The 21,887-nt window shown below is 64.6% G+C and carries 19 protein-coding genes, 1 tRNA gene and 2 pseudogenes; 12 read left to right on the top strand and 10 right to left on the bottom strand.

All coding sequences use genetic code 11. The features are described from left to right. The first annotated feature begins 75 nt into the window (after positions 1-75). Entirely contained in the window at positions 76-945 is an 870-nt protein-coding gene (locus ACQCST_RS02275; protein ID WP_426997751.1) for a GNAT family N-acetyltransferase, read from the top strand. 5 nt (positions 946-950) lie between these two features. On the opposite strand, the gene ACQCST_RS02270 is transcribed toward ACQCST_RS02275, so the two are convergent. Beyond that, positions 951-1,023: transfer RNA gene (locus ACQCST_RS02270), tRNA-Lys, on the bottom strand. A gap of 184 nt (positions 1,024-1,207) precedes the next feature. On the opposite strand from ACQCST_RS02270, the gene ACQCST_RS02265 reads away from it, so the two are divergent. From ACQCST_RS02265 to ACQCST_RS02255, 3 genes are all read left to right on the top strand, one after another. Then, entirely contained in the window at positions 1,208-1,867 is a 660-nt protein-coding gene (locus ACQCST_RS02265; protein ID WP_426997750.1) for a hypothetical protein, read from the top strand. 320 nt (positions 1,868-2,187) lie between these two features. Beyond that, positions 2,188-2,805, top strand: a complete 618-nt coding sequence (locus tag ACQCST_RS02260) for a DUF47 domain-containing protein (RefSeq protein ID WP_426997749.1) — start codon at positions 2,188-2,190, stop codon at positions 2,803-2,805. Position 2,806: 1 nt separating this feature from the next. Continuing rightward, positions 2,807-3,823 (top strand): inorganic phosphate transporter, encoded by a 1,017-nt coding sequence (locus ACQCST_RS02255; RefSeq protein WP_426997748.1) that lies wholly within the window; start codon positions 2,807-2,809, stop codon positions 3,821-3,823. 46 nt (positions 3,824-3,869) lie between these two features. Here ACQCST_RS02255 and pstB read toward each other — a convergent pair whose 3' ends face one another. The 4 genes from pstB to pstS form a co-directional block, all read right to left on the bottom strand. Further along, positions 3,870-4,649 (bottom strand): phosphate ABC transporter ATP-binding protein PstB, encoded by a 780-nt coding sequence (pstB, locus tag ACQCST_RS02250; protein WP_426997747.1) that lies wholly within the window; start codon positions 4,647-4,649, stop codon positions 3,870-3,872. A 36-nt stretch (positions 4,650-4,685) separates the two neighbouring features. Next, a complete protein-coding gene (gene pstA / locus ACQCST_RS02245) occupies positions 4,686-5,795 on the bottom strand; it encodes a phosphate ABC transporter permease PstA (RefSeq protein WP_426997746.1) in 1,110 nt (369 codons plus the stop codon). After that, complete coding sequence (pstC, locus tag ACQCST_RS02240; RefSeq protein ID WP_426997745.1) at positions 5,795-6,727, bottom strand: phosphate ABC transporter permease subunit PstC; 933 nt, start codon at positions 6,725-6,727, stop codon at positions 5,795-5,797. The genes pstA and pstC overlap by 1 nt, the downstream gene beginning before the upstream one ends. Before the next feature lie 109 nt (positions 6,728-6,836). Continuing rightward, positions 6,837-7,958 carry a phosphate ABC transporter substrate-binding protein PstS gene (pstS, locus tag ACQCST_RS02235; RefSeq protein WP_426997744.1) on the bottom strand — a complete coding sequence of 374 codons (1,122 nt, stop codon included), beginning with the start codon at positions 7,956-7,958 and terminating at the stop codon, positions 6,837-6,839. Between the two features lie 276 nt (positions 7,959-8,234). Here pstS and ACQCST_RS02230 point away from each other — a divergent pair, with 276 nt between their 5' ends. Both ACQCST_RS02230 and radA read left to right on the top strand, forming a co-directional pair. After that, positions 8,235-9,362, top strand: coding sequence for an FUSC family protein (locus tag ACQCST_RS02230; RefSeq protein ID WP_426997743.1), 1,128 nt, complete (start codon positions 8,235-8,237; stop codon positions 9,360-9,362). A gap of 56 nt (positions 9,363-9,418) precedes the next feature. Further along, entirely contained in the window at positions 9,419-10,792 is a 1,374-nt protein-coding gene (gene radA / locus ACQCST_RS02225) for a DNA repair protein RadA (protein ID WP_426997742.1), read from the top strand. A gap of 19 nt (positions 10,793-10,811) precedes the next feature. On the opposite strand, the gene ACQCST_RS02220 is transcribed toward radA, so the two are convergent. Further along, positions 10,812-12,425 (bottom strand): peptide chain release factor 3, encoded by a 1,614-nt coding sequence (locus ACQCST_RS02220; RefSeq protein ID WP_426997741.1) that lies wholly within the window; start codon positions 12,423-12,425, stop codon positions 10,812-10,814. Positions 12,426-12,761: 336 nt separating this feature from the next. Here ACQCST_RS02220 and disA point away from each other — a divergent pair, with 336 nt between their 5' ends. Next, complete coding sequence (disA, locus tag ACQCST_RS02215) at positions 12,762-13,838, top strand: DNA integrity scanning diadenylate cyclase DisA (RefSeq protein ID WP_426997740.1); 1,077 nt, start codon at positions 12,762-12,764, stop codon at positions 13,836-13,838. Positions 13,839-13,895: 57 nt separating this feature from the next. Here disA and ACQCST_RS02210 read toward each other — a convergent pair whose 3' ends face one another. From ACQCST_RS02210 to ACQCST_RS02195, 4 genes are all read right to left on the bottom strand, one after another. Then, positions 13,896-14,624 (bottom strand): hypothetical protein, encoded by a 729-nt coding sequence (locus ACQCST_RS02210; protein WP_426997739.1) that lies wholly within the window; start codon positions 14,622-14,624, stop codon positions 13,896-13,898. Positions 14,625-14,844: 220 nt separating this feature from the next. Beyond that, positions 14,845-15,717: a F510_1955 family glycosylhydrolase gene (locus ACQCST_RS02205; protein ID WP_426997738.1), complete on the bottom strand. Its 873-nt coding sequence runs from the start codon at positions 15,715-15,717 to the stop codon at positions 14,845-14,847. A 179-nt stretch (positions 15,718-15,896) separates the two neighbouring features. Next, on the bottom strand, positions 15,897-16,505 hold the full coding sequence (locus ACQCST_RS02200; RefSeq protein WP_426997737.1) for a DUF305 domain-containing protein: 609 nt from the start codon (positions 16,503-16,505) through the stop codon (positions 15,897-15,899). Between the two features lie 106 nt (positions 16,506-16,611). Then, positions 16,612-17,142, bottom strand: coding sequence for a hypothetical protein (locus ACQCST_RS02195; protein ID WP_426997736.1), 531 nt, complete (start codon positions 17,140-17,142; stop codon positions 16,612-16,614). Between the two features lie 247 nt (positions 17,143-17,389). Here ACQCST_RS02195 and ACQCST_RS02190 point away from each other — a divergent pair, with 247 nt between their 5' ends. The 5 genes and pseudogenes from ACQCST_RS02190 (at position 17,390) to ACQCST_RS02170 (ending at position 21,552) form a co-directional block, all read left to right on the top strand. Then, positions 17,390-18,823 (top strand): TrkH family potassium uptake protein, encoded by a 1,434-nt coding sequence (locus tag ACQCST_RS02190; protein WP_426997735.1) that lies wholly within the window; start codon positions 17,390-17,392, stop codon positions 18,821-18,823. After that, positions 18,816-19,508, top strand: a complete 693-nt coding sequence (locus ACQCST_RS02185; RefSeq protein WP_426997734.1) for a potassium channel family protein — start codon at positions 18,816-18,818, stop codon at positions 19,506-19,508. Before ACQCST_RS02190 ends, ACQCST_RS02185 begins: the two co-directional genes overlap by 8 nt. Before the next feature lie 393 nt (positions 19,509-19,901). Continuing rightward, positions 19,902-20,638, top strand: a pseudogene (locus ACQCST_RS02180) (IS110 family transposase); the annotation flags it as partial. A 203-nt stretch (positions 20,639-20,841) separates the two neighbouring features. Beyond that, positions 20,842-21,117, top strand: a pseudogene (locus ACQCST_RS02175) (transposase); the annotation flags it as partial. Between the two features lie 30 nt (positions 21,118-21,147). Beyond that, positions 21,148-21,552, top strand: a complete 405-nt coding sequence (locus ACQCST_RS02170) for a response regulator transcription factor (protein ID WP_426997733.1) — start codon at positions 21,148-21,150, stop codon at positions 21,550-21,552. Positions 21,553-21,887 lie beyond the last annotated feature (335 nt).

The following is a 21,887-nucleotide window of genomic DNA, read 5'->3' as shown; positions in this document are numbered from 1 at the left end:
GCGCCGGAGGCCGCGGGCCGGGCACCCGACCGGCCGGTGCCCGGCACTTTTCCTTTGTGCTGCTAGTTTGTGGCAGTGACCAGCCCTCAGGAAATGCTTCAGACTTTCGACCAGCGGCTCCGTTCCGCATCCGCCCTCGGGTTTCCCCAGGACGTCGAAATCCACGACGACGGCCGGGTCATCCGGGTCTCGGGCACAAGTCACGGAACATTCATTGTGACCACAGGGTCACTGGACCTTTCCCCGGCAGAGACCCGGGAAATAGTCAGCAGCCAGGTCCGGTGCCTTCGGAAGGACGGCAGCAACGCCGAGTGGAAAACGTACGGCCACGACCTCCCGGCAGAGCTCCCCGCGCTCCTGGCCGAGGCCGGCTTCGAGGCAGGGGATCAGGAGACGCTGGTCATAGGCAGGATTGCCGCGTTGTCCCGGATCAGGTCGGAGGCCGCCGCCGGCGTGGTGATCCGCCGGACCGTGGATCCTGAAGACATGCGCAGGATCGCCGTTATGAAGGCGGAAGTCTGGGGGCGCGAGTTTCCCCATCTGGCCGGCGACCTCGCCGCCCGCGCGGCCTCGAGGCCGGAGACCACCGCAGTTTTTGTGGCTGAGGCAGGCGGGCGGATTGTTTCAGCCGCCTGGCTGGAACTTTGTCCCGGCACGGGGTTCGCCGGACTTTGGGGCGGCAGCACCCTGCCGGAATGGCGCGGCAAGGGCATCTACCGCACCCTGGTGGCCGCCCGCGCCAGGCTGGCGGCCGAGCGCGGCTATGAGTTTCTGCAGGTTGACTGCACAGAGGATTCCCGGCCCATCCTCGAGCGGCTGGGACTTCTGGCCGTCAGCACCACCACGCCGTACCTGTGGACCCCGGGCGCAGGAAATGCCGGGTTCCAACAAAAAATCCCCGGCCACCTGTTGCCAGGAAGCCGGGGATTTTCCACTCTTCGCTAAAAGAGTGGGCCCTGTGGGGATCGAACCCACGACCCACGGATTAAAAGTCCGATGCTCTACCAACTGAGCTAAAGGCCCCAGCTGACTGCCGCAAATGCATGCACAAACGGCTATCAGCCCAGTCCATTTCTGAACGTTAAATACTGTACCCCACACCAGGGGCAGCTTTGGCACCGGGGCACGCGCCGGCGTCGTGCGTTACACCCCCGAGGGCTGCCGCCGCAGGCTCGATTCCCATACTCCACAGGAGTAGCGTGGGGGCATGACCGAGCAAACAGGAGCCAGCGCATACGGCGGAGCCAACCGGCATCACAAGCCCAAGCCCTTCGCGCCCATCGATTTCGAGCCGTTTGCCGGCGGCGCGGACCCCGCGCGTGTTTCCGAAGCCGCCCACCTCGCGGCGCAGGCGCTGGTGCGACACGGACGGGACAACGCCGATCCCGTCATCACCGAACGGCTGGTCAAGCTCACCGACGAACAGGGCCTCGAGGCCATCGCCGAAATGTGGGCCGAAAGCCCGGCCCGCTCCCTCCCCGGCGCCCTGTGGCGGCTGTATGCCCTGCGGGCAGCCACCGTGCAGGACCCGGAGCGCATCTCGGTCTATTTCAGGGCCGGCAAGGACACCGCGCAGGTCTCCCACGTGGTGGCAGGCGCTGCCGAACCGCCTGGTGCGGACGAGATGAAGTCCATGGCTGACGCCATTTTGTCCGGCGCGTTCGACGGCGAGTTCGACGTCGCGCTGGAACGTTCCGCCGCTTTCTGCCGGGTGGTGGCGCTCGGCCAGGCCACTCTCGCGGACGGCGCTGATCACAGCAATGAGGCCCATGCGAGCAAGCTCACACGCAATTCCCACCAGCTGGTCAAGACCGCCGAGGACTTGGAGCACGCAGCTAACGCCTGGCGCCTGGGAGAGCTGGACTGAGGCGCCGTAGCCCGGAAATGTCAATGTTGACTTGGAACGATTCAAGTAGAACACTGAAACTGGTGCCGAACCGCGAAACCCCCGGGCTTCAACATCTAGCCGCCTAGAGCGGCCTACCGCCGAGAGGCGTATCCGGTTCGGCACCACTTTTATGCCCGGATTCGTGTCAGGATGAGTGTCCGGGCCGGCATTACAAATGTTCACCCCGAAGCCCGCAGCGCAGCCGGTAAAGTAATGACCATCTGCGGGCTGGCGTCAAGTCACATGTCCTACGGCCCGTGGCCCCACGCTATTTCGACCTCCGAAGACCGGTATCCCACGTGAAGCTGCGCCTTTTCCCCCAAGAGCCCGCCGGGCTGAACCTGCTTTCGCTGATGGCCCACCAGATTGTCCTGGCAAGCGCCACAATGGCGGAAATCATGGGAGCGCCCGCGGCCGAACACAACAGGCTTGTGGAAGACATGCACAACCACGAGGCAAAATCGGCCGAACTGCATTTTGCCTTGCTCACCCATATGCGCACCAGCTTTGTGAACCCCCTCCCCCGTGAGGACATGTATGCGCTGTCCCGCTACCTCAACGAGGCCATTGAAAAGCTGGATGCCGCCGCCGAACTGGTGGCGCTCTACAAACTCGAACGGCTCCCCAAACGGGCCGCCGATCAGCTGGAGATCATCAGCCGCCAGGCCGAACTCACTGTTGACGCAATGCGGCGGCTGAACAACCTCGATGACCTTGAGGATTACTGGATCGAGATCCTGCACCTGGCCAAACGCGCGGAGCGGACGCACCGGGTATGGGTTGCGGACATGCTCAAGGACATGAAGTCCGCACAGTATGCCCGCAACAGGGACATCGCTAACCAGCTGGTGGAAGTCACCAAGGACATGCGGCGCATCGCAACCCAGGTAGGCAGCATCATCGTCAAGGAATCCTGAGGTGACGACTGCCCTCTTTATCCTGGTGCTGGTCCTGGCCGCGGTGTTTGCTTTCCTCAATGGCTTCAGGGACGTATCAGGCTCCGTGGCCCTCGCCGTCCGGACCAGGGCCCTGACGCCCACTGTTGCCGTCCTGCTGGCGGCGTTATTCAACTTCCTCGGTGCCCTGCTCAGCGCCGCGCTGGCCGTGGCAGCCACTGCCCGCTGGATCAGCCTGCCAGAGGGCGGCAACGGATTGTCCATCCTTGTTGCCGCCCTGGGAAGTGCCTGCGTCTGGGGCGTTTACACCTGGTGGCGGGGCATTCCGTCCTCGTCCACCCATGCCCTGGTGGGTGGCCTGGCGGGGGCCGGCGGGGCCAGCGTGATAGTGGGTGGCCACGCGGTGGGAGGCGTGGACCAGTCCCTGCTTTTCCAGGTGGTGCTGCCGCTGCTGCTCTCCCCGGTGATCGCTTTCATCGGCTCCTACCTGCTGGTTTTCCCGGTGACCTGGGCGGCGCGGTATTCCCAGCCCAACGTGGTCAACAACCGGTTCCGGCGCGCCCAGTCAATCGCCGCCGGGGGCGTAGCCTTCGGGCATGGCCTGCAGGACGGCCAGCGCATCAGCGGTGTGCTGATCCTGGCCCTGCTGGCTTCCGGATTCTCCGATGTCCCGAGTATTCCACTCGGGGTGGCGTTGATTTCCGCGGTTATGCTGACGGCCGGAACGCTCTTCGGCGGCTGGCGGATTTCCCACACCATCGGCTACAGGCTCACCCGGATCGACCCGCTGCGTGGCTTTGTGGCTCAGATATTCAGTGCCATACTGCTCTTCCTCGGCGCGATCGGCCTGCACTGGCCCATCTCCACCACGCACACCGTGACGTCCGCTGTCCTGGGTGCAGGGACCAACCAGAGTTTCTCGGTGACCAACCGGCGGCTGGTGCTCCGGATCCTGGGGTTCTGGATTGTGACGCCTGTTGCCACGGCGGCCGGCGCCTTTGTGCTGGAACTCGCGCTCTCGCCGTTGTCAGGTTCCTGACAACTCCACCTGCCTGCCAGCTCCAGCAATTCCTGGAATCCGGGGACTACCCGAAGCGGCCGGAGACGTAGTCTTCCGTTGCCTTCTTCGCGGGGTTGTTGAAGATGGTGCTGGTTTCGGCAAACTCGATCAGCTTGCCCGGCTTGCCGGTGCCCGCAATGTTGAAGAACGCGGTTTTGTCGGACACACGCGCGGCCTGCTGCATGTTGTGGGTCACGATCACCACCGTGTACTGGTCCTTGAGCTCATTGATGAGGTCCTCGACGGCCAGGGTGGAGATCGGGTCCAGTGCCGAGCATGGCTCGTCCATCAGGATGACCTGGGGTTCCACGGCGATGGCACGCGCAATGCAGAGGCGCTGCTGCTGGCCGCCGGAGAGCCCGGATCCGGGCTTCTCCAGCCGGTCCTTGACCTCATTCCACAGGTTGGCACCCTTCAGCGAGCGTTCCACGAGCGTATCGGCCTCGCCCTTGGAAATCTTCTGGCTGTTCAGTTTCACGCCGGCCAGGACGTTGTCCCGGATGGACATGGTGGGGAACGGGTTGGGGCGCTGGAACACCATGCCGATCTGCGAGCGCACAGTCACCGGGTCAACGCCGGGGCCATAGAGGTTGTCGCCGTCGAGCAGCACTTCGCCTTCAACGCGGGCGCCGGGCAGGACCTCATGCATCCGGTTCAGGGTGCGCAGGAAGGTGGACTTGCCGCAGCCGGAGGGGCCGATGAAGGCCGTGACCGACTTGGCTTCGATGTTGATGTTGACGTCTTCAACGGCCAGGAAGTTGCCATAGTAGACGTTCAAGTCCTTGACGTCGATGCGCTTAGACATGGTGTTCCTTCACATGCTGGAGGTAATGATTCAAGGTTAGCGTCCGTTCTTGGGCGCGAAAAGGTTGGCGATCAGCCGCGCACCCAGGTTCAGGAGCATCACCAGGATGATGAGCACCAGGGCAGCGCCCCACGCCCGCTGTGAGGACGGATCCGGATTGGACGGCGAAGTGGGGTTCAGGATCTGGGTGTAGATGAACGTGGGCAGGGAGGCCATCCAGCCGCCGAACACGTTGTTGTTGATGGTGGTGGCAAAACCGGCGGTGACCAGAATAGGTGCAGTCTCGCCGATCACCCGCGCAATGGCCAGGGTGACGCCGGAAGCGATACCGGAGATCGCCGTCGGGATAACCACCTTCAGGATGGTCCGCCATTTGCGGACGCCCAAGGCATAGGCGGCTTCGCGGAGTTCGTTCGGGACGATCTTGAGCATTTCCTCGCTGGAGCGGACCACCACCGGGATCATCAGCACCGAAAGCGCGACGGCGGCCACCGCACCTGTTTTGGTGCCGGGCCCCACAATGGCGAAGAAGAAAGCCGCGGCGAACAGGCCGGCCACAATCGACGGGATGCCGGTCATGACATCCACAAAGAAGGTGATGGCGCGGGCAAGCCTGCCGTCGTTGCCGTATTCCACAAGGTAGATAGACGTCAGGAGGCCCACGGGCACGGAAATGACGGTGGCCAGCAGCGTGATCTGGATGGTGCCTATCAGCGCGTGGTAAATGCCGCCGAGGACCGGTGCGCCTTCCTCAACAGCCTTGTTGTCGAAAACACCGGTGACGCCGTTCATGGAATTGCCCAGGAAGCCTGGGGCAATGATTCCGGGCAGTCCGTTGACCAGAACGGTCCAGATCACGGAGATCAGCGGCAGCAAGGCTGTCAGGAAGGACCCCACCACCAGGCAGGTGGCCAGCTTGTCCTTGGCTTTGCGTGAACCTTCAACTGCGGCGCTCCAACCGACCAGGCCAACGGCGAAGAGGATGGCGGAGACAATGCCCCAGCCAAAGGCGTTGAAACCGATCAGTGCCAGGATGGCCGCACCGATGATCAGCGCCACCGCCAGCACCACATACGGGGCGTATTTGGGCAACTGGCCCTTGGTGAGCGCGGAGCGCTTGCGCACCGGTGTCAGGGTGGAGGTCATTAGTTGGCTCCCGAGAATTCTTTGTGCCGGGTGATGATCCAGCGGGCAATCATGTTGACGCCCAGGGTGATAACAAACAGGACGAGTCCGGCGGCGATCAGTGTGCTGACCTTCAGGCCGCTGGCCTCAGGGAAGTTGAGCGCGATTTCCGCGGCGATGGTCTGGTTGCCGGACTGGATCAGGCTGGCCGTCAGGGCTCCTGAGGAGAGCACCAGCGCCACGGCCATGGTCTCACCCAGCGCACGTCCCAGGCCAAGCATGATGGCGCTGATAATGCCGGGGCGGGCGAACGGCAGCACGGCCATCTTGATCATTTCCCAGCGCGTGGCGCCCAGGGCGAGTGCGGCTTCCTCATGCAGCTTGGGGGTCTGCAGGAAGATTTCGCGGGTCAGTGAGGTGATGATGGGCAGGACCATCACGGACAGTACGATTCCCGCGGTCAGGATCGTTTTGCCGGTGGCCGAGGCCGGGCCCTGGAAGATCGGCAGCCAGCCCATGTTCCCTGCCAGCCAGTTGTAGGCCGGCGAGATCTCCTTGGCCAGGAAGGCAGCACCCCAGGCACCGTAGACCACGGACGGGATGGCGGCGAGGAGGTCAACCACGTAGCCCAGGCCCGACGCCAGCTTGCGCGGGGCGTAGTGCGAGATGAAAAGGGCGACGCCGATTGCCACCGGGGTGGCGATCACCAGGGCGATGATGGCCGCGATCAGCGTGCCGATCACGATCGGCCAGATATAGGCGAAGAAGCCGTTGCCGCCCTGGATCCGGTCCGGGGAGGCCGTCAGCGCGGGGATTGCCTGGACTACCAGGAAGAGGGCAACACCGAAGAGCACAGCCAGGATCAGGATCCCTGCGCCCAGGGTGGCCCCCGAAAAGATTCTATCGCCGGCGCGGCCTGCGCCCCTGGAACTTGTCAGGGAGTTGCTGGTCATTCCGGACCCTTCGATTGTGCTGTTGCTGGGGTTTCAACAATGGACGAACACGGCCGAGTTCCCCGCCCTGCCTTCCGGCGGAGCGGGGAACCCGGCAATAGCTCAGAGACTAGGACTTGACCTTGATGGAGTCGATGGCCTTGGCGGCCTTTTCCTGCAGGGTCTTGGACAGCGGGGCAGATTTTGCCGCGTCAGCGGCGGCCTTCTGGCCGGCGTCGGATACTACATACTTCTCGAAAGCCTTGACCAGGTCAACGGTTTCCTGCTTGTCATAGGTGGTGCAGACCACGTGGTAGGACACCAGGACTACCGGGTAGGCCCCGGATGCGGTGGTCTTGCGGTCCAGCTTGATGGCAACGTCGGTGGCGGAGCGTCCGTCAACGGCCTTGCCGGCTTCGACTGCCTTGGCTGCTGCGTCGGCGGAGATCTTGACGAATTCGGTGCCGACCTTGATCTGGGCGGTGCCCAGCTTGCCGCCGACGGCGGAGTCATCGGCGTAGGTCACAGCACCGGGGGTGTCCGTGACAGTCTTGACCACACCGGAAGTGCCCTTGGCGTTCTCGCCCTGCAGGGATGCGGGCCAGATGCCGGCAGCCTTGTCGGTCCAGACCTCGGGAGCGGCGGCAGCCAGGTATTCGGTGAAGTTGGTGGTGGTGCCGGAATCGTCAGAGCGGTTCACGGGCGTTACCTTCAGGTCCGGCAGCTTCGCGTCCGGGTTCAGGGCCACAATTGCGGCGTCGTTCCACTTGGCGATCTGACCGCGGAAGATCTTGGCGGCTGTTGCGGCGTCAAGCTTCAGTTCCTTGACATCAGGGACGTTGAAGGCGATGGCGATCGGGGAAATGTAGACGGGGATGTTGATGGCGCCCTCGGGGCCGCACTTGGCCTTGGAGCTGGCCAGCTCTTCATCCTTGAGGTAGGCATCCGAGCCGGCGAACTGGGCCGAGCCGTCGATGATGGCCTTGCGGCCTGCGCCGGAACCGTCCGGGGAGTACTGCACCGTGGCGCCCTGGTTTGCGGAGGCGAAGCCGGCTTTCCAGGCGTCCATGGCAGCGCCGGTGGAGGACGCGCCGATGCCCGTGAGCGTGCCGGTGGCCTTGGTGGCTGCGGAGGACTGGTTGCCGGCAGGCGTGGTGCCCGTGGCGTTGTCTGAACCGCAGGCGGTAAGCGCGAGTGCGCCAGCTGCGATGACAGCGATAGCCGCGTGGCGGCCGAAGCGGAGTGCCTTCACTAGATGTACCTCTTCCGGGATTTTCAGTTGCGGCCGGGCCGGAGACGCCCTGGCACGCAGATGCGTACGTTCTGTACCTCCACTAAAGTTATGGGCCGCAGGTAACGGGAAATGCGGTCCAAAGTGAACAGGGGATTAACGACGGCGGGACATTGCCTTACATGTGCCGGTTGCCATTGCGTTAGCTGCGTCACAGTCGTAGTGAAGAGGGCGGCGTCCGGCGGCCTGGCCGGCGCCCTGGCCGGCGGCCTGGCCGGCGGCAAATAGACTGGGGCCATGGCAGCCGCAACTGGATTTTCCGCAAGCAGACGATTTCTGCGCGGACGGATCCGCACCGGTGTTGTCCGAAGCCGCAATTCGCTGGTCCCGGCCATCCAGATGACAGCCTGCGCTGTGGGGGCCTACGCCTTCGCTCAGTACGTGCTGGGGCATTCCGGACCCCTGTTCGCGGCCACCTCATCCCTTATTGCGCTCGGGTTCTCCCGCGATCCGCGCCTGCGCCGGGTGGTGGAGGTGGGCCTGGGCTGCACCATCGGCATTGTGGTGGGTGATCTGCTGCTCCACTGGCTCGGTGCCGGTATCTGGCAGGCCGCCGTCGTCCTTCTTTTCTCCATTCTGCTGGCCCGCTTCCTGGACAGCGGCACCATCTTCACCACCCAGCTGGGGCTGCAGTCCCTTCTGGTGGTGCTGTTGCCGGCGCCGGACGGCGGGCCGTTCACCCGCAGCCTGGACGCCGTGGTGGGCGGGGTGTTCGCGCTGCTGGTCACGATTCTGGTGCCCAAGGACCCCCGGCGGGAGCCGCGCCAGGACGTCAAGAAACTGCTGCATGAGCTGGCGGAGGTCCTGCGCGAGTGCGCGTCTGCCATGACCTACAGTGATTCAACGCAGGCGTGGCATGCGCTGGTGCGCGGCCGGAACTGCCAGCCTCTGGTGGATGCCATGCGCCAGAGCTTGCGGGCCTCGGGTGAGGTGGCCACCCTGGCGCCTGCGTACCGGCGGCACCGGGACGAGCTGGACCGGCTGGAACAGTCCCTGGACTTCATCGATCTCGCGTTGCGCAACAGCCGTGTTTTCGCGCGCCGGCTGACCAGTGCCATTAATCATGCGGCGCTGTCGGACGAAGCGACGGAGAACATCGCCGAAGTCCTGCGCGAAACGGCCGATGCCATTGATGAACTTTCGCTGGGGCTTGCCGAAGTGCACGATGGCGTCCGGCGCACCCACCTGCGGACCGCGCGGCTGGAGCTGGGCGAGATTGCCGGACGGCTGCACCCGAGGCTGCTTGATGTGCAGCGGCTGGAGGGTGAGACCGTGGTGATGCTGTTCCGCCCGCTGATGGTTGATCTGCTCGAGGCTGCAGGGATGGATTCCAGGGAAGCCCGCGACATCCTGCCGGATCTCTAGCGCCTCCTGTTAATGTCGGCGGCTTAATGTCAGCGGTGACCCTTAGGGTGGAAACCATGGCTACCAAGACTTCCCGCGCCTCCAAAGCGCCGGCCTATAAATGCGCCGAATGCGGCTGGACCGCGGTCAAGTGGGTGGGCCGCTGCGGCGAGTGCCAGGCGTGGGGCACCGTTGAGGAGACCGGCGCCGCTGTTGCGCGCACGACGGCGGCCACCACGGTTCTGGAGCCGGCCCGCCGGATCGCTGAGGTGGACGCCACCACAGCGGCTTTTCTGCCCACCGGCGTGGACGAGCTGGACCGCGTACTGGGCGGCGGACTTGTCCCGGGCGCCGTCATCCTGCTCGCCGGCGAGCCCGGGGTCGGCAAGTCCACGCTGCTGCTGGATGTTGCGGCCAAATTCGCCCGCACGGCCCAGGATGTCCTCTACATCACGGGTGAGGAATCCGCTGCGCAGGTGAAGCTCCGCGCCGAGCGGATCGACGCCGTCGCCGATTCCCTCTATCTGTCTGCGGAAACCGATCTCGGCCAGGCGCTGGGCCAGGTGGAGAAGCTGGAGCCGCGCCTGCTGATTGTGGATTCGGTCCAGACCCTGAGCAGCGCAGACGTGGACGGCAGCGCCGGCGGCGTCTCACAGGTGCGTGAAGTGGCCGCGTCCATCATTGCCTCGGCCAAGCGCCGCAACATGACCACCCTGCTGGTGGGGCACGTGACCAAGGACGGTTCCATTGCCGGGCCGCGGCTCCTTGAGCACCTCGTGGATGTGGTGTGCCAGTTTGAGGGCGAACGCCATTCCCGGCTCCGCCTGCTGCGCGCCGTGAAAAACCGGTACGGGCCCACAGATGATGTGGGGTGCTTTGACCTGAACGAGGACGGCATTGTTGGCCTGAGTGATCCCAGCGGACTCTTCGTCAGCCGCACCAAGGAACCCGTGTCCGGCACGTGCATCACTGTGACCATGGAGGGCCGCCGGCCGTTGCTGGCGGAAGTGCAGTCCCTGTTGGCTGAGAGTCCCAATTCGCAGCCGCGCCGGGCTACCAGCGGACTGGATAGTTCACGCGTGGCCATGCTGCTGGCCGTACTGCAGCAACGGGCGGGCTGCCTGCTGCACAAGGACGATTCGTACGTGGCCACGGTGGGCGGCGTGAAGCTCAGCGAGCCCGCCACTGACCTGGCGGTGGCCCTGGCCGTGGCGTCCGCGAAAGCCAGGAAGCCGCTGCCACAGAGGCTCATAGCCTTCGGCGAAGTGGGCCTGGCCGGGGAAGTCCGTCCCGTTCCCGGGATTAACCAGCGGATCCAGGAGGCGCACCGGCTGGGCTTCACGCATGCCGTGGTTCCTGCCAGCCACAACGGGCCCGGGCCGGTCCCGGCTGGTTTCTCAGTGCGCGAGGTGGAGCACCTGACGGAAGCGCTGAGTCTGCTGATCGGGTGATCGGGTGACGGCCGGCTGTCTACTTCGCCGGGTTGTGCGTCCCGATCGGCACCAGCGTCAGGTCCGGGTGGTTCTTTTCGATCCGCCGCAGCGCCCAGACGTCGTTGAACAGTGCCAGGTATTCGCCGTCGGACCGCAGCAGCACCTCAGCGCCCGGCACGTTGGCCAGCGTAGGCATGGCCTCCGCCGTCGAAATCCTGGCCATTGAATACTGCAGGCGTTCCAACCGCATGGGTGCGCCGAAATCGTGCGCCATGCGGTCCTCCACCACTTCAAACTGCATTGGACCGACGGCCGCAAGCACCGGCGCCTGGTCACCGCGGACATCCGAGCGAAGCACCTGGATAACGCCCTCGTGCTCCAGCTGTTCGATCCCGCGGCGGAACTGTTTGAAGCGGCTCGGGTCCTTGGACCGGGCCACCTGGAAGTGTTCCGGAGCGAAGAGCGGAATTGCGGGGAACTCCACCGGCTTGTCGATGAACAGGCTGTCTCCCACCCGGAGCGAGGACGCGTTGACCAGGCCCACCACGTCGCCCGGGTAGGCCTCGTCAATGACCTCACGTTCGCGGCCGAACACCTGCTGGGCGTACTTGGTGGCGAAGGACTTGCCGGTCCGCGTCTGCGTCACCACCATGCCGCGCTCAAAAACGCCTGAGCAGACGCGGATGAAGGCAACGTGGTCCCGGTGTGCCTTGTTCATGCCGGCCTGGACCTTGAAGACGAAGCCCGCGAAGGGTGCGTCAACGGCGCGCGGACTGCCGTCGACGTCGGGGCGGGGCGCCGCCGGCGGCGCGAAGTCCACTAGTGCATCCAGGATTTCCTTCACACCGAAGTTCAGGGCGGCGGAGCTGAAGAGGATGGGGGTGGCCTTGCCGGAGTGGAAGCTCTCGACGTCGAACTCAAGGTTGGATTCGATCACCAGTCCGGCTTCGTCCACGGCGTTGGTCCAGTTATCGCCTTGTCCCACAGAGGCTTCCGCCGGAGTGAAGTACTCCGTCAGGGCGATGTTGGCCCCCGAGTTATTGCGCTGGAACTGGGCAAAGCGGTCATTGCGCAGGTCCCAGACACCACGGAAGTCGCCGGAGATGCCCACAGCCCAGGTCAGCGGCATGGGCAGCAGGCCGGTGCGCTCTGTGATCTCGTCCATCAGTGCCAGGGCGTCGAGGCCCGGGCGGTCCCACTTGTTGATCACCGTGATAATGGGCAGGTTGCGCTGCTTGCAGACCTCGAAGAGCTTCATGGTCTGGGTTTCCAGGCCCTTGGCGGCGTCCACCAGCATCACTGCGCAGTCCACGGCGGCGAGCACACGGTAGGTGTCCTCCGAGAAGTCCGCGTGGCCGGGAGTGTCCAGGAGGTTGATGACGGTGTCCCGGTAGGAGAACTGGAGGGCGGCCGAGCTGATGGAGATGCCACGGTCCTTTTCCATCTGCATCCAGTCCGAGACCGTCTCCTTGCGGTTGGCCTTGCCGCTGGAAGCGCCGGCCGTGCCGATTACCTTGGCGTGCAGGGCCAGCGCTTCGGTGAGGGTGGATTTACCGGCGTCGGGGTGCGAGATGACCGCGAACGTCCGCCGCCGGGCCGCCTGCTTGTGAATCTCGTGGACTCGGGCGGGGCTGTGGACTTCTTGAGACACGGTGCTACTTTCGCTGCGGACTGGGACTGATCTGGGTCCTGGACGGGATGCCGGGCAGCGGCGGGGCGCGGCAGCCAAGGCTCCAAGTTTATCGCAGGGGCCGGTGGCTGGCAGAGGGAGGGCAGAAAGTGCCCCCTGGCCGCCCGCCGTCGGACGCTCTCGGCGGCCCTTCGGATGCTCTCGAAAAGGGGCACTTTAAGGCTTGACCGTGCGGTTAATGCCCGCTTTACCTCTATCATTGAGCTTGCGGTAAAACGAGTACTTTTGATCATGCCGGTGAACAGTGAAAACCGGCATACCTGCAGGCGGCAGTCTGCACCTTTGAAGGGAATATCTATGGCTCGGAGCCCTGAAGAGTCGCTGAAGGCGACTCTGGGCAGAGTGGCTCCAGGAACGCCCCTCCGGGACGGCCTGGAACGCATTCTCCGCGGACGGACCGGCGCGCTGATCGTGCTGGGCTCGGACAGGACCATCGACTCCATCTGCTCGGGCGGGTTCGATATCGGTATTGATTTTTCACCCACGCGCCTGCGGGAACTTGCCAAGATGGACGGCGCCATCATCTGCGACAAAGACGCCGGAAACATCCTTCGCGCGGCAGTCCAGCTCGTCCCGGATTCAAGCATCGAAACCCAGGAATCGGGCACCCGGCACCGCACGGCGGAACGTGTGGCCATCCAGACCGGCGTCCCCGTGATCTCGGTGAGCCAGTCCATGCAGATCATCGCCCTTTACGTGAACGGGCTCCGCCATGTGCTGGAGGGGTCGGAAAAGGTCCTTGCCCGCGCAAACCAGGCACTGGCCACTCTGGAACGCTACCGCTCGCGCCTGGACCAAGTCACCAGTTCCCTGTCCGCCCTGGAGATCGAGGCCATGGTGACCGTCCGGGATGTCGCGGTGACTCTGCAGCGCCATGAGATGGTCCGGCGGATCTCAGAGGAAATCTCGCAGTACGTCCTTGAACTCGGCGAAGACGGGCGGCTCCTCTCACTCCAGCTCGACGAGCTCACTGTGGGGCGTGGCCCGGGAAGCGACGTCATCATCCGCGATTACGCCGGGCCTGACGCCTCGGCTGATGACATTGACGGCGCCGTCAATGCACTGGTGAACCTCGGCCCCACGGAGCTGATCGATCTGGGCAGAATAGCCGGAATCATCGGCTTCGCGGGCGGCGTGGATACGCTCGACGCCGTGGTCCAGCCCCGCGGCTACCGCCTGCTCTCCGGGCTTAAGGCAGTACCGAAGGCCGTTGCCGACCGGCTGGTGGACCACTTCGGCGGCCTGCAGCACCTTATGGCAGCCACCATTGATGACCTCATGACCGTGGATGGAATCGGTGATCAGCGCGCCCGCACAGTCCGTGAAGGCCTGAGCCGCATGGCGGAAGCCAGCCTGCTGGATCGTTTCCTCTGACCCAAGCAATAGACCCCCCGGCGGCGTCAGGCCCGGAAGCGTCAGGCCCGGGCGGCGTCAGCTGAGCTGGAAGACGGCCTTGGGGCTTGACTTGCTTCCCAGCTTGGCAACGAAGACGTAGTACGCCCCGCCGGCACCGGGCTTCGCCCCAATAGCTTGGCAGCCCTCCACCGTCCGGTTCCGGGGCCAAGGGAAGTTGGCGCTTTCACTCTTGCCGGGCTGGATGGTCTTCACCAGGTCCTCGCTCTTGGCCTGGCAGTCCCCCGACGAGAAGATCCGGTCGGAACCACTGGTCACCAGGAATTCCATTTGGGACGTGCCGATGTTCACGTCGCAAGGAAGTTGGCCGCCGTTGGTGACCTTCAGGCTGAGCAGCGGCTTTTCATCGGCACCGTATGCTGCCTTGTCCGTGGAGGCGGACACGGTCACCAGGTTCTGATCACACGTGGGCGTGGCAGCTGGGGTACTGGTGGGCGCAGGGGCTGGTGCCGTTCCAGTAGTACCGCCGGGCTGCGGCTGCGGACCGCTTTCCGTGGAGGAGGCCTGCTCGGATCCGCCGCTGAACGCGCCTGTTGCCACGGCAAAACCGCCCAGGGCCATGGCCAGCACCATTAGCACGGCTCCCCCTACCAGCAGCCGACGGCGGCGAAAGACGGCGCTGACCGGCTGGCGGACGGCGCGGGCACCGGACTTCGCCGAGGCCTTATTGGATGGGGCCCTGTTGATTGGTGCTTTTTTAGCCGGAGCCCTGTTTTCGCCGGATGTTGAATTGCCTTGCCTGCCCATTCTTCTAGGCTAGAGAATGGCCGGGCTTCTGACGTCCCACCACGCCGGTCGGGAACGCACCATGCCCGTGGCTCCGCGGCCCGGCCCATCGATGCCAGCGGCTCAGCGCATGCCGTTTCACAGCGCCGTCGAGATCGGTACGGGTGCCGGTGGTCAGTTCGGCCACCATGTCTTCGCCCAGCAGGCGGCGGCGAAGACTGTGCCAGCCTGCGGGATGGCGTCAGTTGCTTCGCTTGTAGGGTGCGAAGTCCGCGCCTGATGTGTGCGAGACGAGCAGCCCTTCGCCCGTGGCAGCCCAGACCGACAGGTATTCACCCCCGGCTGGCGTCGCAGTCATCGCCTGGACCTGGCCGGTGACGGTGCCGGTCTTGGTCCAGCTCAGGCCGGCGTCGTTGCTTACGTGGACCTCACCGGAGCGTGTGATTCCGGCGGCGGCCGTGCCGGTGGCGAAGGCGGCGAACTGCAGGACCGGTGCGGTGGTGACGACGGCCCAGGTGCGGCCGGCGTCGGCTGAGCGGTAGAGTCCCCCGGGTGTAGTGGCCAAAACGGTGTCGGTGCCGGGGTTGCCCGCCAGCACGGCCGGCTTGATGCTGGTCGGCTGCACCGTCCAGGTCTTGGTGTCGGAACTGGTTTTGAGGTCCCCGTCAAAGGCGACAATGCCTGAACGTGTGGCTGCCAGGGCATGGAAGTCCGATTGCCTCTGGTTGGAGAGCATCTCCCAGGTTTTGCCGCCGTCAGTGGTGCGGAGCAGTCCCAGGGGATTGGGCAGGGGTGAGTCCGTGCCCGGGTGGCCGGAAGCGTAGTAGACACCTGCTTCGGCTGTTGCTGCGAATCCCATGAGATCGTTGGCTGCGCCAATGCGTTCGGGGGTGTTGCGGTTGTAGTCGAAGAGGCCGTCATGGGTGGCGACCAGGACTGTGCCGCCGTCCTGGGAAACAACGATTCCGTGGGCGTGCGCCGCCGGTTGGCCGGGCTTCACGGTGCTGGGGACGCCGTTGTTCTGGGCGGGGCTGCAGGCAGCACCTGTCAGGGCAATGGCCGCGGTGAGAACAGCGGCTGCAGCCCGGCTCAGCGGTGGCATGGTGGTGGGCACTGGTGACTCCTGGAGGTCTGGGGTGGAGAACGATAATGACTGGGCGGTGCACCGCCGCTGCGGATATCCCTCAGCGGCGGCGCACCGCTAGCGCACGGGGCCAGCGACGGGCCGTCCGGCGCCGGGCCGTCCGGCGCCGAGCCGTCCGGCGCCGAGCCGTCCGGCGCGGGGCTGTCCGGTCAGAGTGTGGCCAAAAGCCCGTTCATTTCCTCGATTTCCTTGTTCTGGGACGTCACAATGGCCTTGGCCATGGCTACGGCGTCGGGGTACTTGCCGCCGGTGACCTCAGTTCCTGCCATCGCGACGGCGCCCTGGTGGTGGGCGATCATCTGGGTCAGGAACAGCCGCGATGCCTGGGTTCCGGTGACCTGCTTCAGTCTGGACAGGTCATCGGCGGACATCATCCCGTCCATGCCGTGCCCTGAACCCGACATCGTCTGCGGTTGTCCCCAGCTGGTAAGCCAGCCACTCAGGCTCTTAATCTCCGGGGCCTGGGCGGCCTTAATTTGTGTGGCCAGGGCGGTGATCCGGGAATCGATGTCGGTTTTTTGCAGCATGATGTCAGACATCTCCACGGCCTGCGTGTGGTGCGGGATCATCATCTGGGCAAACGTCGCGTCCGCGTCGTTGAACATGTCCGCTGACGCGGCTGGGGAACCGGGTATTGAGCTGCCGGAGGTTCCGTGGTTCATGCCGGGCATGGGGTCGGTGGAGGATCCTCCGGCGCAGCCGGACAGGGTCAGGGCGGCGGCGAGCAGTCCGCCGGTCAGTACAAGTGTTTTCTTCATGGTTGGCTTTCGTCAGGGCACAGTGGTGTGCAGACCGGTTCCGGTGCACCGAGGTGCATCGGAGGCCACGGCGTGATCGCCGGGGCCGTTGGGCGGGTCTGCCGGTTTACGTGCGGCTGATGGATAGCTCTCTCAGGGACGGGGTCGCCGGTGCCAGCCCGGTCCGAAGAATCTGCCGGCCGGCGTCGGCGGTGTTCCAGGTACCGGTGACCGTCAGCGTGTCCGGTGGCACCGCCACGCCCGTACCCGTCACAGGGCCGGGAATGCACGATGGTGTGTTGCCGGCCTCAGGGCAGCCGGGCGACCGTTCACAGCTGCCTTCTGTGCCAGAGGAGGCCGGAGCAAAGGAGTCCGTGCCGGGGAAATCCGTGCTGGACCCGTGGACGAGTGTGGCCCCGTGGTAGGCCGCAGCGTGGACGGGCGCGTCACCGCTGCCGGGCGCGTCACCGCTGACGACGAGGTGGCCGGCATCGTGGTGTGCCGGCGCCGATGCATTGGCTATGGGAGCATGGTGTCCGGCATGGCCTCCTGCCAGGACGTGCATGCCCAGCATCCCGGTGAGGATAGCGGCCGTGCCGATCAGGGTCAGCAGCAGCACGCGGAGGCAGGGCTTGGCCGGACGGGTCAGTTGCTGCATCAGATCCCTACCTTTCCTGCTGTTGCTGCCTGCTGCGCCGCCGCCGGTGACAGGACGACGCCGGCAAAGGCAAGCATTCCGGCCGCCAACTCCACCAACATACCCCTAGGGGGTATGTATGGCAAATGATGCGAGAAAGGCCGCGGAGGCAACCAAGGCTACCCCTGCGGACCTCCGGTTGCCTGATGTTCCACCGCATCATGTCCGGGCGATTCATTCGTCGGGCCCGGATGGTAGCGTGACGCGTATGCCAGTCGATGCCTCCCCAGCGAAGCGCACATCCGCATCGCCGGGGGGACGGCTTACGCTCGCCTTGCGTACTCTTCGCGGAACCCTTTCAACGCTCCTGCTGATCGCCGCACCGAGGCACCCGGCACAAGTGATTGTCCTGGGATTCGCCGGGGCCGTGGCTGCCGGAACCGGACTCCTAATGCTGCCGGTCGCGACCCCGGGGCCAGGTGGCGCATCGCTGCTTGAGGCCCTGTTCACTGCTACATCCGCAGTGTGTGTCACCGGCCTCATTACTGTGGACACCCCGGTGTTCTGGAGCAGGTTCGGTCAAGTCGTCATTCTGGCATTGATCCAGATCGGCGGGTTCGGGGTGATGTCCTTCGGCACATTGCTCGGTGTGCTCACAGCCCGGAAGCTGGGCCTGAAATCCCGGCTCTCAGCTGCGGCTGAAACTAAGAGCGCGGGTTTCGGTGATGTCCGGCGGGTGCTTGTAGGGGTGCTTACTATCACCCTGCTTGTGGAGGTGGTGCTGGCTCTGGTGCTGATGCTGCGTTTTATGGCCGGTTACGGCTACCCTCCCGGGGAAGCGCTGTGGCAGGGCGTTTTCCATTCGATTTCCTCGTTTAACAATGCCGGATTTGCCCTCTACTCCGATAACCTCATGGGCTTCGTCGCTGACCCCTGGGTGTGCCTTCCCATCGCCGCGGCGGTGATTATCGGCGGGCTTGGCTTTCCGGTTCTGTTCGAACTGAGGCGCCAGTACCGCCGGCCCATCCACTGGAGCATGAACACCAAACTTGTCCTCGCCGGAAGCGCTGTGTTGCTTGCCGCAGGCACGGTCTTCATCACGGCGGTTGAATGGTCCAATCCAGCCACACTGGGCAGGCTCAACCCGGGGGATCGGATCCTGGCGGGATTCTTCCAGTCCGTCATCACGCGCACCGCCGGGTTCAACAGCATCGACATCGGGCAGATGCAGCCAGAATCATGGATGGGCATGGACATCCTGATGTTCATCGGAGGCGGCCCTGCGGGCACCGCCGGTGGACTGAAAATCACCACCTTCGCCGTGCTGTTTTTTATCTTGTCCACGGAACTCCGTGGCGGAACCGCAGTCAACATCTTCGGCAAGCGGCTCTCCCGTGCCGTCCACAGGCAGGCCATCGCCGTGGTCCTTCTCGCCATCGCCCTGGTGGTCGGATCCACGATATTCCTGATGCTGATCAGTGACTTCGGGCAGGAACAGATCCTTTTCGAGGTCATCTCGGCCTTCGCTACGGTGGGCCTCTCAACAGGGATCACCGCCGGGATGCCGCCTGCAGGCCAGATTGTGCTCATCCTGCTGATGCTGATCGGGCGTCTGGGACCCGTGACCTTGGGAACCGCCCTCGCGCTGAGGCATCGGCCCGTGCTGTATGAATACCCTAAGGAAAGGCCCCTCATTGGCTAGGAACATTTTCTCCTTCCGCACGGACCGCGTCGCGCAGGCTGACTCAGTGGTGGTCATCGGCCTGGGCCGCTTCGGCGGCGCCCTGGCCCTGGAACTGGAGGCTCAGGGAACGGAAGTACTGGGTATCGACAACAACGAAGAGACCGTGCAGTCCTTCAATGGCAGGCTCACGCACGTAGTCCGCGCCGATTCCACCAAAGAGGAAGTCCTGCGCCAGCTCTCAGTACACGAATTTGACCGGGCAGTAGTCGGCATCGGAACTGACATCGAAGCCAGCATCCTGACCACCTCCCGCCTGCTGACCTTCAAACGGCCGCAGATCTGGGCCAAGGCAATCAGTGAACCCCACGCCGAAATCCTCGGCCAGCTCGGTGTGGAGCACGTCATCCGGCCCGAACACGACATGGGAAAGCGTGTGGCCCATCTGGTCCGCGGATCAATCATGGATTACGTCGAATTCGAGGACGATTTCGTGATGATCCGCACCCGGCCGCCCGCAGAAGCCCGCGACCGGCCACTGGGCGTGCTTGGCCTCAGGGACAAGTACGGCATCACCATCGTTGCCGTCAAGCGCCCAGGCGGAATCTGGGAGCACACCACAGCCCAGACCGTCCTGTATGACGACGACCAGGTCATTGTCCAGGGCAGGAAGAACAGAGCCGAAAACTTCAGCACCCTGGCCTGAGTCACGGGGCGCCGGGCCAGGGCGCTGCGCCTTGGCGTAATTGCGGAGCCCTGGCCGATGAAAGCCGGTCTAGCCAAAAGGGAACGGACGGGAATTCCGCGGAGGAAATCAGCGAGGAACGAGCGCCTGTGGGAAATTCCTGTCCCGCACGCCCGAGGAACGAGAGGCAAGTTCCTCAGCTGCGCTTCGCTCAGCCGTAGGGCGGAAAATATGTCTCCGCGTCGCCTGTTGCCGTGGGTATCTGACGCTGTCCGGGATTGCCGGAGCAGACTTAGTGAGTACGTTTCGGTCGACCCCGACGCGTCAATGGTGCCGGTGAGCCTGTGGGCTGGTTTGGTGGTGGAGGGCACAGCTTTTTGTCCGCGGGCCCGTGGATTGTTGCCGTCGAGCAGCCGGTCCGCCATATCGACGGTCACCACCTGGGGTGCGCTGACCGGGCAGATCCTGGAGCTGAAGGACCATCTACTCCGCGAACACGTGGACCCTGTGGTCATGGAGGCCACCGGCGACTACTGGTGCCCCTCCTATTACCTGCTCGAAGACGACGGGCTGAACATCATGCTCGTCACCGCCCGGGATGCCCGGAACGTCCCGGGCCGCAAACCCGATGTCTCGGCGCGGCCTGGCTGGCCGATCTGGGCGCCCACGGGCTGGTATGGGCCTCGTTCGTGCCCCGCCGCCGATCCGTGAACTGCGGGACCTGACCCGCGCCCGGACCATCATCACCCGCGAACGGACCCGCAAGATCCAGCGCCTGGAGCAGCTCCTGTCAGACGCCTGCATCAAACACTCCTCGGTGGCCTCGGACATCACCGGGGTCTCCGGGCGGCTGATGCTCCAGGCCCTGATCGACGGGCAGACCTAACCTCAGGCCATGGCGGAGCCGGCCCGCGGGCGGATGCGCTCCAAGATCCCCGAGTTCGCCGACGCCCTCACCGGCCGGTTCAGCGGCCACCACCGCTACATGACCGCCCTGCATCTGCGCCGGATCGACACCCACACCAATGACATGGATGACCTCAGCGCCCGGATCGAGGCTGCGATGGAACCCTTTCGCCTAGCCCGGGAGCTCCTCGTGAGCATCCCGGGCTTCAGCACCACCGTCGCCGAGATCTTCATCGCCGAACACCTCACAGAGAAACAAGCGACCAGGCTGGACGCAAGCTCACCGCCGGCTACCCGGGCCACGAGGTCACCCTCGCCTGGCAGTGCTACTACAAGCTCCGCACGATCTACCACGCCGACCCAGGCCGCGGCCGGGAACTCGTGACGGAAGTGATCACATCCTTCCCGTCCTGCCCGATCCCGGAAGTCGCACCGCCCGGCCGGACGGACCCTGCGGGCCTGGAAAGCAGCCATCCTGGTATATTTCGGCACCAACGTCGCCTTCAACGGACCCACCGAAGCCATCAACCGCGTCCTCGAAACCACCCGCAGGATCGCCCGCAGCGTCCGCAACTTCACCAACTACAGAAGCAGATGCCTACTCGCAGCCGGCGGCCACTGCCCCTACCGAATCAAGCAGACCACGCTTAAATGCGAAGGGCCTCAAAAGCGCTGCGTGAGGTTGGGGGCCTCAACGGACGTTAGGGTGCGGTTTCGGGCATAGACTTGGGCACATCCAGCATCGGGGGGTGCCATGAGTTCACGAGGCGTTTGCCTGGTTATCGAAGACGACCAGGACATCCGGGGCTTGATCAGCATCATTCTGACCCAGACGGGGTTCGACGTGCATGCCGTCGCGACGGGCGCGGAGGGAGTCGAGGCCGCCGGGAGCTTGAATCCTGCGCTGGTGACTCTGGATCTGGGGCTCCCTGACCTCGATGGCCACGAGGTGGCCCGCCGGATCCGGCCGTTGACAGATGCCCCGATGCTCTTTATCACGGCCCGTGCCGAGCGCGACGACGAGATAGCGGGCATGGCGTCCGGCGCGGCCGCCTACCTGACCAAACCCTTCCGCCCGAAACAGCTCAGGAAAATAGCTGACCTGCTCTGCCCGGCAGAACGGAGCATGTCTCTGAACTCGAAACCACAGTGCTTCTAGCCGGGGTGTCACTTTTCGAAGTCGTCTGCATGGAATGTTCGAAGTCCTCTGCACACAGGGCGAGATGGAAGTTCCCGTGGGACCTGACCGGCCGGGCTGGCTCGCGAACTCTAGATCCCTAGGATCAGCTCGGCGAGCTGCCGGGATCGGCTGATGAACGGTGAATGACTCGAAGCCAGGCTGACAATATTGGTACAACGGCTAGCCATGAGTTCCTGGAGGTCGGGGCCGACCGCTTTATCCTCCTCGCATCCGAGATGGGTGCTCTCGACACTCTCCCGGGCGATGCGGTCCGGTCCCCTACGGCCATGACCGGGCTGCTGCCACACGAGCAA

The organism is Pseudarthrobacter sp. N5, assembly GCF_050157035.1.
In the GTDB taxonomy this organism is placed as follows: domain Bacteria; phylum Actinomycetota; class Actinomycetes; order Actinomycetales; family Micrococcaceae; genus Arthrobacter.
The sequence above is the reverse complement of the archived record's forward strand: the minus strand, read 5'-3'. Positions and strand labels throughout refer to the sequence as shown.